General features: G+C 69.3%; 13 protein-coding genes and 1 pseudogene. 11 read left to right on the top strand and 3 right to left on the bottom strand.

Annotated features, from left to right (window positions below; all coding sequences use genetic code 11):
* Positions 1-127: 127 nt before the first annotated feature.
* Both ACYSUO_RS32250 and ACYSUO_RS32245 read left to right on the top strand, forming a co-directional pair.
* Positions 128-1,567, top strand: coding sequence for an MFS transporter (locus tag ACYSUO_RS32250; protein WP_461779746.1), 1,440 nt, complete (start codon positions 128-130; stop codon positions 1,565-1,567).
* 106 nt (positions 1,568-1,673) lie between these two features.
* The gene (locus tag ACYSUO_RS32245; RefSeq protein WP_461779745.1) at positions 1,674-3,629 is read left to right on the top strand and encodes an acyl-CoA dehydrogenase family protein; all 1,956 of its coding nucleotides are present in this window, start codon (positions 1,674-1,676) and stop codon (positions 3,627-3,629) included.
* A gap of 11 nt (positions 3,630-3,640) precedes the next feature.
* Here the strand turns inward: ACYSUO_RS32245 and ACYSUO_RS32240 are convergent, their stop codons facing one another.
* Entirely contained in the window at positions 3,641-4,156 is a 516-nt protein-coding gene (locus ACYSUO_RS32240; RefSeq protein ID WP_461779744.1) for an SRPBCC family protein, read from the bottom strand.
* A gap of 196 nt (positions 4,157-4,352) precedes the next feature.
* On the opposite strand from ACYSUO_RS32240, the gene ACYSUO_RS32235 reads away from it, so the two are divergent.
* The 6 genes from ACYSUO_RS32235 to ACYSUO_RS32210 all read left to right on the top strand — a co-directional run bounded on the left by ACYSUO_RS32235 (position 4,353) and on the right by ACYSUO_RS32210 (position 8,854).
* On the top strand, positions 4,353-4,910 hold the full coding sequence (locus ACYSUO_RS32235; protein WP_461779743.1) for a Dps family protein: 558 nt from the start codon (positions 4,353-4,355) through the stop codon (positions 4,908-4,910).
* Positions 4,911-5,014: 104 nt separating this feature from the next.
* On the top strand, positions 5,015-5,449 hold the full coding sequence (locus tag ACYSUO_RS32230) for an ATP-binding protein (RefSeq protein WP_461779742.1): 435 nt from the start codon (positions 5,015-5,017) through the stop codon (positions 5,447-5,449).
* A gap of 114 nt (positions 5,450-5,563) precedes the next feature.
* Complete coding sequence (locus ACYSUO_RS32225) at positions 5,564-6,433, top strand: SigB/SigF/SigG family RNA polymerase sigma factor (RefSeq protein WP_461779741.1); 870 nt, start codon at positions 5,564-5,566, stop codon at positions 6,431-6,433.
* A gap of 163 nt (positions 6,434-6,596) precedes the next feature.
* A complete protein-coding gene (locus ACYSUO_RS32220) occupies positions 6,597-6,884 on the top strand; it encodes a TspO/MBR family protein (RefSeq protein ID WP_461779740.1) in 288 nt (95 codons plus the stop codon).
* 117 nt (positions 6,885-7,001) lie between these two features.
* Complete coding sequence (locus tag ACYSUO_RS32215) at positions 7,002-7,505, top strand: MarR family winged helix-turn-helix transcriptional regulator (protein ID WP_461779739.1); 504 nt, start codon at positions 7,002-7,004, stop codon at positions 7,503-7,505.
* A gap of 167 nt (positions 7,506-7,672) precedes the next feature.
* On the top strand, positions 7,673-8,854 hold the full coding sequence (locus ACYSUO_RS32210) for a PP2C family protein-serine/threonine phosphatase (protein WP_461779738.1): 1,182 nt from the start codon (positions 7,673-7,675) through the stop codon (positions 8,852-8,854).
* Positions 8,855-8,950: 96 nt separating this feature from the next.
* Here the strand turns inward: ACYSUO_RS32210 and ACYSUO_RS32205 are convergent, their stop codons facing one another.
* On the bottom strand, positions 8,951-9,124 hold the full coding sequence (locus ACYSUO_RS32205) for a CsbD family protein (RefSeq protein ID WP_461779737.1): 174 nt from the start codon (positions 9,122-9,124) through the stop codon (positions 8,951-8,953).
* Between the two features lie 354 nt (positions 9,125-9,478).
* Between ACYSUO_RS32205 and ACYSUO_RS32200 the strand changes: the two genes are divergently transcribed.
* The 3 genes from ACYSUO_RS32200 (at position 9,479) to ACYSUO_RS32190 (ending at position 12,807) form a co-directional block, all read left to right on the top strand.
* Complete coding sequence (locus ACYSUO_RS32200) at positions 9,479-11,152, top strand: PP2C family protein-serine/threonine phosphatase (protein WP_461779736.1); 1,674 nt, start codon at positions 9,479-9,481, stop codon at positions 11,150-11,152.
* Positions 11,149-12,282, top strand: a complete 1,134-nt coding sequence (locus ACYSUO_RS32195; RefSeq protein ID WP_461779735.1) for a cobalamin B12-binding domain-containing protein — start codon at positions 11,149-11,151, stop codon at positions 12,280-12,282. The genes ACYSUO_RS32200 and ACYSUO_RS32195 overlap by 4 nt, the downstream gene beginning before the upstream one ends.
* A gap of 345 nt (positions 12,283-12,627) precedes the next feature.
* The gene (locus ACYSUO_RS32190) at positions 12,628-12,807 is read left to right on the top strand and encodes a hypothetical protein (protein ID WP_164300995.1); all 180 of its coding nucleotides are present in this window, start codon (positions 12,628-12,630) and stop codon (positions 12,805-12,807) included.
* Positions 12,808-12,849: 42 nt separating this feature from the next.
* Here ACYSUO_RS32190 and ACYSUO_RS32185 read toward each other — a convergent pair.
* Positions 12,850-13,000 (bottom strand): annotated as a pseudogene (locus tag ACYSUO_RS32185) (MerR family transcriptional regulator); the annotation flags it as partial.

Below are 13,000 nucleotides of genomic sequence, written 5' to 3'. Positions count from 1 at the left end.
GCGTGATGAGGCATGAAGTGCTCCGCTGTCCGAAAGGTTCCGTCCGAAGCGTTGACTTAGGTCCGCGAGGCACACAAGATGCGCTGCAAGCCATCCAGGCATTGACGCTGAGGTGAAGGACTCGATGATGAGCACCAGGCAGCCCAGAACGCCCGGCAGGGACTCCGTTCAGCCGGACCCCGCCCAAGACGATGGCGTCGCCGGTGTGCCGCTCGGCGCGGCGGACGACCCACGCGCGGTGCGCCGCGGTGAACGGGCGGCCTTCGCCCTCGGAGACGTGGCGTCGAACCTGACGTGGACCACGATCTCCAGCTATCTGCTCTTCTTCTACACCGACGTCGCCGGAATCGTGGCGGGCGCCGCCGGCACGCTGATGCTGATCGCGCGGCTGCTCGACGCCTTCTTCGATCCGGCGGTCGGCCTGGTCGTCGACCGCACGACCTCGCGGTGGGGGCGCGCCCGGCCCTACCTCCTGTTCGGCGCACCGCTGCTCGGCGCGCTGACCCTGCTGACGTTCCTCACGCCGGGCGGCGGCGGTACGGCCGCGATCGTCTACGCGTACGTGACGTTCGTGCTCGTCGGACTGGCGTACTCGCTGGTCAACGTCCCGTACGGCGCGCTCATGGCCATGGCCACGCGGGACTCCGGGACGCGGATGCAGCTGGCGGGGATGCGCTCGTTCGGTGTCGGTATCGGCCTCATCGTGGTCTCCACCGCGACGCAGCCGCTGATCAGCCTGTTCGGTGGCTCGTCGACCTCGCGGTCCGGGTTCGCCTGGACGATGGCGCTGTACGCGGCGATCGGCGTGATCCTCTTCTGGGCCGTGTTCGGCCTCGTCAAGGAACGTGTACCGGTGGCTCCGATCGCCAAGGACAGGGCCGGGATCTGGCTCTCCATCAAGTCGCTGGCGCACAACCGCCCCTGGCTGACGGTCTTTTCGTTCTCGATCCTGTCCTTCGCGCGGCTCGGCATCATCACCGGCGGCGCCGTGTACTTCGCCCTCCACGTCCTGCACAAGCCGTCGGCCGTCCCGGTCATCCTGCTGGCGTTCTCGCTGTCCGCGGTGCTCGGTTCCCTGGTCACCGCGAGGCTCCTGCGGCTGTTGGGTCAGCGCCGGGGCATCCTGCTGGGCCTGGTGATGTGCATCGTCCTCAGCGGCCTGCTGTTTTTCCTGCGCGAGAACCTCATCGCGTTCACCGCGGTGTTCTTCGTCGCCAACCTGGTCGGGGGCCTGGGATTCGTCGCGGGCCCCGCGCTGGTGGCCGACACGGCGGAGTGGCACGAGTGGCGCAGCAGGCGCCGCGACGAGGGCCTGCTGTTCGCCGGCTACAGCATGAGCACCAAGATCGGCGCCGCCCTCGGGTCGGCGTGTCTCGCCTGGGGCCTGTCGGGCATCAACTACCGCCCCGGCGCCGTCACTTCAGAGGTGAGCGACGGCATCGCCCTGCTGTTCATCGGCCTGCCCATCCTGGTCGCGGCGCTTCAGGCCGCGGTGATCGCCACGTACTCGCTGGAAGCGAAGCTGCCCGGCATCAAGGCGGACAACCTCCGCCTTCGTGAGGGGTGACAGCCGAAGGTCATCCGCTTCCAGCAGCGCCGCTCACACCATGGGAAGCACCCGTGTGGCCTCGGGGGACCGCTTGCAACGTGCCTTCACGGGGTACCAGAAGTCCATGATCAACGATGCCTCCAAGTCCCCCGTCGTCGACGTACAGGCCCTGACCGCGCTGCTCGACGGCGAGTACGCCGAGATCCGCGACCTGGTCCGCACGAACCTGTCGACGCACGCCTCCGTTCTCGAAGAGGCCGAGGAACTCGGCATCGACGCGTTCCGCGAGCGGGTGCGCGAGCTCACGGTCGAACTGGCGGCCACGGGCCAGACGGGGATGGGGTTCCCGAAGGAGTACGGCGGGGGCGGTGACATCGGCGCCTCGATCGCCGCGTTCGAGACGCTCGCCTACGGCGATCTGTCGCTCCTGGTGAAGGTGGGGGTGCAGTTCGGCCTCTTCGGCGGCGCGATCCTGCACCTCGGCACCGAGCGGCACCACCGGGCCCATCTGCCGGATCTGATCACCGGGAAGCTGATGGGCTGCTTCGCGATGACCGAGACCGGGCACGGCTCCAACGTCCAGGCGCTCGGCACCGTGGCGACGTACGACGCCGCGAGCCAGGAGTTCGTGATCACCACGCACGGCGACGCCGCGCGCAAGGACTACATCGGCAACGCCGCCCGGCACGCCGAACTGGCCGTCGTCTTCGCCCAGTTGGAGGTGGACGGCAAGAGGGAAGGGGTGCACGCGTTCGTCGTGCCGATCCGTGTCGACGGCGCACCGGCACCTGGCGTACGGATCGAGGACGCCGGCCGGAAGATGGGGCTCAACGGAGTCGACAACGGCCGCCTCTGGTTCGACGGAGTGCGGGTGCCGCGCGAGGCGCTGCTCAACCGGTTCGCCGACGTCACGCCCGACGGCACGTACGAGAGCCCGATCGAGAACCCCGGCCGCCGCTTCTTCACCATGCTCGGAACCCTCGTCCAGGGGCGGGTCAGCGTCGGTGGCGGTGCGATCAACGCGGCCAAGGTCGCCCTCGCGATCGCCACGAAGTACGCGGTGCGCCGCCGGCAGTTCGAGGCGGCGTCGGACGGCGAGGAGCAACTGCTGCTCGACTACGGGATGCACCAGCGCCGACTGCTGCCGCTGCTCGCCCGCACCTATGCCCTGCACTTCGCCCAGGACGTGGTGCGCACCCAGCTGCACGAGGTCTTCTCGGGGGACCAGGACGACGAGCAGGCGCGGCGGGAGCTGGAGGCCCGGGCCGCCGGCACGAAGGCGCTGGGCACCTGGCACGCGACGCGGACGATCCAGGAGTGCCGCGAGGCGTGCGGCGGCGCCGGCTACCTCGCCGTCAACCGGTTCGCCGCGCTCAAGGCCGACAGCGACGTCTTCACCACCTTCGAGGGCGACAACCACGTCCTGCTGCAACTCGTGGCGAAGGGGCTCCTCACGAACTACGCGCACGAGTTCGAGGACCTCGACCAGCTCGGCATGGTCCGGTTCGTGACCGGTCAGGCCGTGGAGACGGTCATAGAGCGGACGTCGGTGCACAAGCTGCTGGAGCGCGTGCGCGACCTGCTGCCCGGTGGCGACGACTGGGACCAGGAGGCCGGTCTGCTCGACCCGGACTACCAACTCGCCATGGTCCGCTTCCGCGAGGAGCACATGCTCGCCGGCCTGGCCCGGCGGCTCAAGCGCGGCCTCGACGAGAAGCGCGATCCCGGCGTCGTCTTCTCCCACGTACAGGATCACGTGATCGCGGTGGCCCGCGCGCATGTCGAACGCCTGATCCTCGAGGCGTTCGTCGACAAACTGCGCACGCTGCCGGACGGCGACGACAATGACGACGGCAACAAGGTCGCACTGGGGCTGCTGTGCGACCTGTTCGCCCTGTCCACGATCGAGGCCGACCGGGCGTGGTTCATGGAACACGGCCGGCTGACCGTCCAGCGTTCCAAGACGATCAGCCGTGAGATCAACAACCTCTGCCGCAAGATCAGGCCCCTCGCGGTCGATCTCGTCGACGCGTGGGGCATCCCGTCGGCGATGCTGCGCTCTCCCGATCTGGTGGGCTGAACCGGTTCCGATCAGTGCGTGGTGTCGTGTTCGCCTTCGAGTTCGCGCTTGAGGTTGTGCAGCGTCAGCTCGATGTTGCGCTTCTGGAATACGGCGAACGTCTTCCCGGAGGTGGCGACACGGTCGAAGGCGTTGGCCACGAACGTCGGCCAGGCGCGCCGGTCGTCGGTCCAGGTCTCCGTCACGCGGGTGCCGCTGCCGGCCGGCTCGAACCGGTACTCCCAGGTGGCGATGGGGCCGCGCAGGAAGGGCCGGTTGAGCCCGATCGCATGGACGCGGAACGCGAAGCGGCGCCCCGGCTCGGCCGCCGTCACCGTGCATCGGGTCGTCCACCGGAACGCTCCGCGCTTGTTGCGGCCGACGAACGTGGTGCCGGGACCGGCCGGCCCCGCGGGCGACTCGTCCGTCGTGCCGAGGTTCTCCGGGCTCCAGCGCCCCATGTCCGCGGGGCGGCTGACGGCCTCGTACGCGGAGTCCGGCGACACGGCGATGGTGATGCTGTCGCTCACGGTGAAGACGCGGGCCACGGGATTCCTCCAACTGACGGCGTTCGGCATTCGGCTTCCGACTCACGACGCAAAGCTACTGCTGAGTAGGATCATGGCATGCCGGAGCCCCGAGGGGTGCCGTGAGGGAAATCGAGGGCTGAAGTTCCTGGGACATACCCAGCAGGAACGGGGGTACGAGGTCGGGACAATCCCGTACGAGACAGGAGATATGACCTTGACCTCCGAGGCTGCCCCGAAGTACACCGTGCCCGGCATCCCGACCAAGGATGCCGAGACCATGATCTCGCTGCTCCAGCAGCGGCTGCACGCGCTGAACGACCTTCATCTGACGCTGAAGCACGTGCACTGGAACGTCGTGGGCCCGCATTTCATCGCCGTGCACGAAATGCTCGACCCGCAGGTCGACCGCGTCCGGGCCATGGCGGACGACGTCGCCGAGCGCATGGCCACCCTGGGTGGGGTCGCCCAGGGCACGCCGGGCGCGCTGGTCGCGGAGCGCTCGTGGCAGGACTACAGCGTGGGCCGGGCCGATGCCATCGCCCATCTCGGTGCGCTCGATCTCGTCTACACCGGTGTGATCGGGGACCTGCGTGCCGCGGTCAAGGAGGTGGGAGCCATCGACGCGGCCACCGAGGACCTGCTGATCGGGCAGTTGCGGGACCTGGAACAGTTCCAGTGGTTCGTACGAGCCCATCTGGAGACCGCAGGCGGCACCCTCGCCACGGCCGACGCCTCCACCGAACTCGACGCGGCGCGTTCCAGCGCACAGTGACCGACACCGCGAGGGCAGGACAGGTGCGAACGCCGGGCAACGTGTGGGGCCCGCCGGGTCGGGCATACGGACACGGACCGATCCGATGAGAGCGGTGACCGTACATGTACGACGCCACAACCGACGGCGTGATGGCCGTTGTGGAAGCGGGGGAAACGGCGACTGAGTCGGAGCCCGAGGACATCAGTTGCGCGGACGCCCGGATGCAGGTCCGCTCGGTACTGATGGGGGCGTGCGGCGGTCTGTCCGTGGCCCGCGCGCAGCAACTGCGCGACGACGCGCTGCTCGTGGTCAGCGAGTTGGTCACGAACGCGCTGCTGCACGCGGGAGCGGTGACCGGCTTCTGCGCCCGACTGGCCGGGAACGAGCTGCAGTTGAAGGTCAGCGATGCCAGCCGTGAGGTGCCGAGGGCCCTGGCCCCGGCGCTCGGCAGCCAGGGCGGGTACGGCTGGATGGTCGTCCAGCGCCTGTGCTCGCGCGTGCAGGTCGACAGGGAGCCGGGCGGGAAGACGGTCACAGCCGTCCTGACGTTGGCGTGAACGCCCGTGTGCCAGGACACAACTGACCGTATGTATACGCGCATGACTCGGGGGTAACCGCAGGCGTACGGGGAAGTCCGAAGGCCATACGACGAGAGACAGGGGAGTACGGCGATGACCACCGCGGCAGTTCACCAGCAGACGCACATCACGACCGACGAGGTCGAGGTGAACCTGATCGAGCGCGCCTATGCCGACCCTTCCTCCGTTCGCCCGAAAGACGCCCGTGAGATCGGCCGGCACTTCTTCGGCCGCCTCGCTGAGTTGGAAGAGGGCACGCACGAGTACAGCTACGTGCGCAACGTGCTGATCGAGATGAATCTTTCTCTGGTGCGCTACGCGGCCGCCAGGTTCAAGCACCGTGGGCCCGAGGAGATGGAGGACATCGTCCAGGTCGGCACGATCGGCCTGATCAAGGCGATCGACCGATTCGAGCTGACCCGCGAGGTCGAGTTCACGTCGTTCGCCGTGCCCTACATCGTCGGTGAGATCAAGCGGTTCTTCCGTGACACGTCCTGGGCCGTGCATGTGCCGCGCCGTCTGCAGGAGGCGCGGGTCGAACTGTCCAAGGCGAGGGAGGAGTTGAGCACCCGGCTGGGCCGCTCGCCCTCGACGGCGGAGCTGGCCGAGCTGATGCAGCTCGACGTGGCGGAGGTGGCCGAGGCGCAGAAGGCGTCCAACGGCTACAACAGCGTCTCCCTGGACGCGGCGGTGAACGGGGCCGACGACGAGTCCGAAACGATGCTCGCCGAGTTCATCGGCATGGACGAGGAACGCTTCGAACTCGTGGAGAACTTCCACTCCCTCGCCCCGCTGATCGTGGACCTGAACGAGCGGGACCGGCGCCTGATCCATCTCCGCTTCGTCGAGGAACGCACCCAGCAGGACATCGCCGACGAGCTCGGCTGCTCCCAGATGCATGTGTCCCGCCTGATCTCGAAGGTGGTGGCCGGGCTCCGCGAGGGGCTGATGGCTACGGAGTAACGCCTTCTGAAACCTTTCCGGAGAGAATTGAGCGCTGCGCCGCCCGCCGGGCGGCGCAGCGCCATGTTCAGGCTCTGGCACGACGTGTGGAGGTATGCGGCTCTTGACCAGGTTGACGAGGTCGGCGCACCGGCCGGCGCCGAGCGCACTGCGAAGCCATGGCGTGGCGGGCGCCGGAGTGGTGGCCGCGGCGGTCACGGGATCGCTGGTCATCGACCCCGACGACTCCTGGTACCGGTCCTTGAAGAAGCCGCCGTGGCAGCCGCCGCCCCGGGCGTTCGGCGCGGTGTGGACGCCGTTGTACCTCTCCATCGCCGGCGCCGGAGGGCGCGCTCTGCGGCAGGCTCCGCCGGACGAGCGCAGTCGGTGGGGGAAGGCGTTCGCCGTGAACCTCGCACTGAACGCGGGCTTCGGCTGGTCGTTCTTCAAGGCGCGCACCCCACTGCTCTGAACGCCGACATCGCCCGGCGCAACGGGTAGCCGGGTGCGCCGCGCGGTCCGGGTGGTTTGTCCGTGGCGGTATGCTCGGCAGCCAGCCACGACACTCTCCGGCAGAGAGGGTGCATGAATGCCCCGCGATCTTCCTCCCCGTAACCCCGAGCAGGTGGCGCACACCGCGAACCACGTGGGCGAGCTGCTCGAGGTCCTGTGGGGACGGGCACAGGAAAAGGCGCCGTCGGGGCCGATCCCCCCTTCGCAGCTGCGCGCCTTGAAGGCGATCGAGGAGCAGCGAAGCGTGAACCAGCGCACGTTGGGAGACGTGCTGGGCATCGGACCGTCCTCCGTCAGCCGCCTGTGCGACCGCCTGGAAGCCGCCGGCCTGCTGGAGCGGGTCCCCAGCGCGACGAGCCGGCGCGAGATCGAACTGACCCTGAGCGCTCAGGGCGCGAAGGTGCTCGAGGAATTGCGCCGGGCGCGCACGCGCGAGGTCGAGGCGGTGCTGCGGACGATGGAGCCGGCTCATCTCGGCATACTGTCCGAGGGCTTGGAGAAGCTGCGGCAAGCCGCGACGGCCCACGTCGGCCTGCGGGGGGCAGCGGACGAGGATGGGGACGCGCCCGCGATCGCCTGACGCCCTCTGGTGACCCCCTCTGGCACGCCGAGGTCATGAGCCCGTCGGGCACGGGAGATACTCTGAACCGTTGCCCCACGACAATATTTTCCTGGTGGCCACGATTCTGTTCGGCATCATCTCCCGACCACCGCTGAGCTGCGCTCGCACCACCAATAAAGGCTGCCGTGACCAACTTCTTGGCTGTGGAACGCGCTCTGCGCACCGCCGCACCGTACGACCTCGTTCCCACGGCTCGGGCCGCACTGGTCGAGCACTACGGGGCGCTGCACGTCGATCTGCTGCTCGTCGACTACAGCTACACGGTGCTTCAATCCGTCACCGCAGGCCCGAGCGGGCGTCTGTCGCTGCCGGTCCACGGCAGCCCGCAGGGGCGGGCCCTCGAAAGCCGCGAGCCCGCGCAGACCGTCCGGCACGAGGACTCCGTCGAGCTGCACGTGCCGGTCACCGCGCACGGCGACCGGCTCGGAGTCCTGTCCGTGCGGCTGCCGGAGGAGAAGGTCCTGCCGCACGTCGTCGACGAGGTCACGGCGATCGCCGACGTCATCGGACACGAGATCCTCGTCGCGGAACGGGACACGGACGTATACCTCCAGGCCCGTCGGGCCGGTCGCCTCACGCTGGCGGCCGAGGTGCAGTGGCACCTCCTGCCCGGACGGGCCTGCGTCGGCAAGGAGTACGCGATCGGGGCCCAACTGGAGCCCGCGTACGCCATCTACGGCGACAACTTCGACTGGGCCGAGACCGAGAGGACGCTCACCCTCAGCATCACCAACGGGATGGGCGAGGGCATCCAGGCGTCGTTGCTGACCAGCCTGGCCGTCAACGCCCTGCGCAACGCACGGCGAGCGGGTATCGGCATCGCGGACCAGGCGGCGCTGGCCGATCAGGCCCTCTACGCCCAGTACCGCGGCAAGCAGTACGTCGCGACGCTGCTGCTCTCCTTCGACCTGGACACCGGCCGGGTCAAGGTCGTCGACGGCGGGTCTCCGCAGCTGTGGCGCCACCGGGGCAAGGCGGTGGAGCACATCTCCTTCCACGAACAGCTGCCGCTGGGCATGTTCGAGGAGACCGACTACGTCACTCAGGACTTCCAGGTGGTGCCGGGGGACCGGCTGGTCTTCGTCAGCGACGGCGTGTTCGCCGCGCTGTCGGACAAGGGCGAGGTCTTCGGCGAGAGGATGCTGGCGCGTGCGATCCAGGCGGCGCGCCTCCTCCCGGCGGCCGCCGTGCCCCGCGCGATCCTGCGCGAGCTGTCCGAGTACCTGGATGCGGGCTCCGGCCCTGAAGTCCACGACGACGCACTGGTGTTGTGCCTGGACTGGTTCGGCCGCGACGCCCGCTCCTGATGTCCGGACGCTGTGCCGGGCTCCCCGAAACGGGCGCATACGTGGTGGGGCGCCCCATGGAAGGGGCGGCCCACCACGTGTGCGAGTGCGATGAATTCAGTGCTTGCCGATGTCCTTGGTCTTTTCCTTGGCCTGGCGGGCGTCGCCCTTCATCCGCTGGGTGCGGCCTTCCGCGGTGAGTCGTTCGTTGCCCATGGCGCGTCCGGCGGCCTCCTTGGCGGCGCCAGTGGCCTGCTCGGTCTTTGCCTTGGCCTTCTCGCCGGCGGTCATTTCCGCTCACTCCCTTGGCATCGACTTCATGTGCTGCCCTCCGACTGGCCGCTCCGCAGCGAGGCAAACATCCTCGGGGCCAACGGATTTCGGTTTATCTCCGACGTCTTGGGTACCCGGCGCGTGCTCTTGACGGCTCGGCAGCTTTTGTCGAGTCGGCGGGGCCGCGGGTGCGCCGGGTCGGACGGGGTGTCGCGTACTCTTCGATCGTGCCATTGTTGCCCTATGGCAACAATGAAGACTTGTGATGACCATGGAGCAGCCTAGGGCGGCCGTCCAGCGTTGATGGCGGCCCCAGGGCCCCCGGGTCCCAGCGAAGGGTGGTGGGGTCCCGCACTGTGCGGGACCCGCGTGATGAAGTCCCCAACGGAGCCGGTGAGTTACCGAAGCGCCAGACCTGCTGCCGACCTCGGCGCCGCGTACCCGTCGGTCACGGTGGACGGGACGGGCCGAGTGCTGTCGTACACCGACGAGGCCGTCGCCCTCCTGGAGGGTGTGCGGATCGGCGCGCTGCTCGCGGACGTGGCGCCCTCCTGGCTGACCGAAGCGCACGCCCACGTCGCCGGGGCCGCCAGGGACGACGGGGCGGGCCCGGCCGCGGCGGTGAGAGGCCGCATCGGCGAGGCGACGGTGGACGCGTTCCCGAGCCGCGCGGCCGACGGCGCAGTGTCGTGGTGGCTGGTCGAAGACCGTGAACTGCGCCACGTACGCGAGGAGTTGACCCAGGAGAGGGCCCGCTCACGCATCCTGCGGGAGGTGTCCAGCGAGCTTCTGGCATCGCTGAACGTGAACCGGTGCATGGAGGCGACCGCCCGCATGGCCGCACAGCATCTCGCGGACGCGGCGGTCGTCGTCGGCGTCCGGTCCGGCCGTATGCACCCCGTCACCCGCTGCGTCACCGGCGGGCCGGTGGAGCAGGAGACGGTCGCGCTGGATCCGGAGAGCATGCCGGGCCTCGCGGAGGCGCTGGCGGGCTTCCCTCCCGTGCCCTCGCGATGGATCGACCCGGGCCTCGTCCCGGACTGGGCGCTCCCGGAGCAGTTCACAGGCGGGCGGGCGCAGATCGGCTCCATCGTGGTGGTGCCGCTGCCCGGGCACGGTCTGCCGGCCGGTGCCCTCGTGCTGCTGCGGCAGAGCCGGGAAGCGGTGTTCACCGAGACCGAGGAGGCATTCGTCCGGCTCTTCGCCGCCCGCGCGGGCGTGGCCCTGTCCTCGGCGCGCATCCATGCCGAGCAGGTCCACATAACGGACGTACTGATGCGGGATCTGCTGCCGCCGTCCCTGGAGAGCGTGCACGGAATCGACTACTCCGGCCGCTACCGTGCGGCGTCGGCCACCGACCGGATCGGCGGCGACTTCTACGACGTCCATCCCGCCGACAGCGACGACGCGGAGACCTTCGTGGTCCTGGGCGACGTGTGCGGCAAGGGACTTGAGGCCGCCGTACTGACCGGGAAGATCCGTAACACGATCGAGGCGCTGCTGCCGTTCGCCGCCGACCACCTCAAGCTGCTCATGCTGCTCAACAACGCGCTGTTGTCCTCGCGCCATTCACGGTTCGCGACACTGGCCCTGGCCTCCGTCCGGCGTGAAGGAAGCCGCGTACGGCTGCGGGTCTCCAGCGCCGGGCACCCCGCCCCCCTGATCCTGCGCGTCGACGGACGGGTGGAAGAGGTGGACACCAAGGGTGTGCTGATAGGCGTCCTCCCCACGGACCGGGTCACGATCACCACCGCGGCCGTGGACCTTGCCCCGGGGGAGACCTGTCTCCTGTACACCGACGGCGTCACCGAGGCCCGCGGCGGCCCGCTCGGCGATGTCATGTTCGGCGAACAGCGCCTGCACCACACGCTGACCGAGTGCGCGGGCCTGCCCGCCGAAGCGGTCACCGAACGGCTCCAGATGGTCGCCACGCAATGGGTCGGCGACGGGCCGCACGACGACACGGCCGTACTGGCCATCACCGCGCCGCCCACCAGCCACCACGTGGCCGTGGACGGACACACCCGAGGCAGGTTCGCTTCATGACCGCATCAGACGTCACCGCGCACATCGCATCAGATGTCACCGCACACAGGGCGGCGCCCAGCCACGACGAACTGCGCGAGCAGTTGTGGCGGGCGGCGCTCGACTGCGACGTGATCCATGCCGTGGCCCTCGTACGGTACGCCGTGGGCGACGGATCTTCCGCGCAGGTGCTGGCCGCGGCGGAGCGGACGCTGCTGCAGCTGATCGCGCCGGTGCAGGAACGCGTCGGCATCCAATGGGCGGCCAACGCCATCACGGTGGCGCAGGAGCACGCGGCAACCGCCATCAACGAACGCTGCATCTCCGCCGTCGCCGACCTGGCCGCTCCGATACTGGCCGACGCGGCGCCGCTGGGCCGGGTGACGGTCGCGTGCGTGGACGGCGAATGGCACGCCCTGCCCGCCCGCCTGGTCGCAGAGGTGCTGCGCCTGCGCGGCTGGCACGTGGACTACCTGGGCGCACAGGTCCCCACCGAGCACCTCATGGCCCACCTCCACCAGCGGCCGACCGACGCCGTACTGCTGTCCTCGTCGATCTCCGCGCATCTGCCCACCGCCCACACCGCGATCAGCGCCTGTCAGGCCTCCGGCGTCCCCGTCATGGCCGGCGGCGCCGCGTTCGGCCCCCGAGGCCGCTACGCCCACCGTATGCAGGCCGCCTGGGCCCCGGACGCCCCCGGTGCCCACACCCTGCTGAAGCAGGGCCTCGAACGGCCCACCGCGGACGCGGCCCGCCTGCCCGACCTGGACCTGCCGCATCTGAGCGACCAGGAGTACACCCTGATAAGGCAGACGAAACGGCAGTTGGTCGCACAGACCCTCACGGACGTCGAGGACGCGTTCCCTCCCATGCGCTCCTACACCGAGTACCAACTCGAGCGCACCGCCGAGGACATCGACCACATCGTCACCCACCTGGCCACCGCCGTGTACGTCGACGACGCCGACCTGTTCACCGTCTTCATCAGGTGGACCGCCGACATCCTCCAGGCCAGGGGCGTTCCGCCGCAGAGCCTGCTGCCCGCCCTCGACTCCCTGCGGCGCCAGCTGAACGACTTCCCGCGCGCCACGGGCATCCTCACCGCAGCGCGCACCGCCCTCTCCGTTCCCGCACCCGGACAGCCCGCCTGACCGGGTCCTCGACGACCCTCGCGGCGCCTGTGCCTACCGGTCCCGCACCGCGCTCACCGGCGGCGCAGCCGAGCGAGCCACCCGCGAGCCTGGGCCTGCCTGCGGGGGTCCGATGCGGTCCGGCGCGCCGTCGCGATCGCCCGCCTGCCCTGCGGGCTACGGCTGAACCGCTTGATCCGGTCGAGAATGCCGGCCATGAATCCTCCAGGGTGTTGGTCGTTCGGCAAGGGCAGCGACACTGCGTCCTCGCTCTCCCTGCAACTACCCGGGAAGCGGTACGGAACACAAAAGCGGGCACTCGGTAGTCAACGCCTTCAACAACACCGACGAGGAACAGGACTTCACATGTTCGCGATAGCTGCCGCCGTGCTGTTCTTCCTGGCCTTCCTGATCAACGCCGCCGACATCTCGACGAACGACGTCTTCACCTCCGTGAACGTCATGCTCCTCGGACTCACCGCTCTGGCCCTCCATCTGGCGGGAGCCGGAGGCTGGGCACGCAGCAGGTCGTCGCGTCGACGCTGAACCCGGCCCTCGCCCGGGAGTACCCAGAGCTCAGCCCGCGCCTCAGCCCGACGGGGTCTTGGGGTTCTCCGATTCGGCGGCGGCGCGGTATTCGGCGTTGATGCGCTGGGCTTCTTCGAGTTGGTCCTCGAGGATGATGATGCGGCAGGCGGCCTCGATGGGGGTGCCCTGGTCGACGAGTTCCCGGGCGCGC

The organism is Streptomyces sp. UC4497 (assembly GCF_054871485.1).
Note: the sequence above shows the minus strand (reverse complement) of the source record. Positions and strands in the feature narration are given on the sequence as shown.

Excerpts from the sequence above, each read along its gene's own strand:
- ACYSUO_RS32250 (WP_461779746.1), top strand. The coding sequence starts at position 128 with ATGAGCACCAGGCAGCCCAGAACGCCCGGCAGGGACTCCGTTCAGCCG.
- ACYSUO_RS32225 (WP_461779741.1), top strand. The coding sequence starts at position 5,564 with ATGACCACCGCGGCAGTTCACCAGCAGACGCACATCACGACCGACGAG.
- ACYSUO_RS32215 (WP_461779739.1), top strand. The coding sequence starts at position 7,002 with ATGCCCCGCGATCTTCCTCCCCGTAACCCCGAGCAGGTGGCGCACACC.
- ACYSUO_RS32245 (WP_461779745.1), top strand. The coding sequence starts at position 1,674 with ATGATCAACGATGCCTCCAAGTCCCCCGTCGTCGACGTACAGGCCCTG.
- ACYSUO_RS32200 (WP_461779736.1), top strand. The coding sequence starts at position 9,479 with ATGAAGTCCCCAACGGAGCCGGTGAGTTACCGAAGCGCCAGACCTGCT.
- ACYSUO_RS32230 (WP_461779742.1), top strand. The coding sequence starts at position 5,015 with ATGTACGACGCCACAACCGACGGCGTGATGGCCGTTGTGGAAGCGGGG.
- ACYSUO_RS32195 (WP_461779735.1), top strand. The coding sequence starts at position 11,149 with ATGACCGCATCAGACGTCACCGCGCACATCGCATCAGATGTCACCGCA.
- ACYSUO_RS32205 (WP_461779737.1), bottom strand. The coding sequence starts at position 9,124 with ATGACCGCCGGCGAGAAGGCCAAGGCAAAGACCGAGCAGGCCACTGGC.
- ACYSUO_RS32190 (WP_164300995.1), top strand. The coding sequence starts at position 12,628 with ATGTTCGCGATAGCTGCCGCCGTGCTGTTCTTCCTGGCCTTCCTGATC.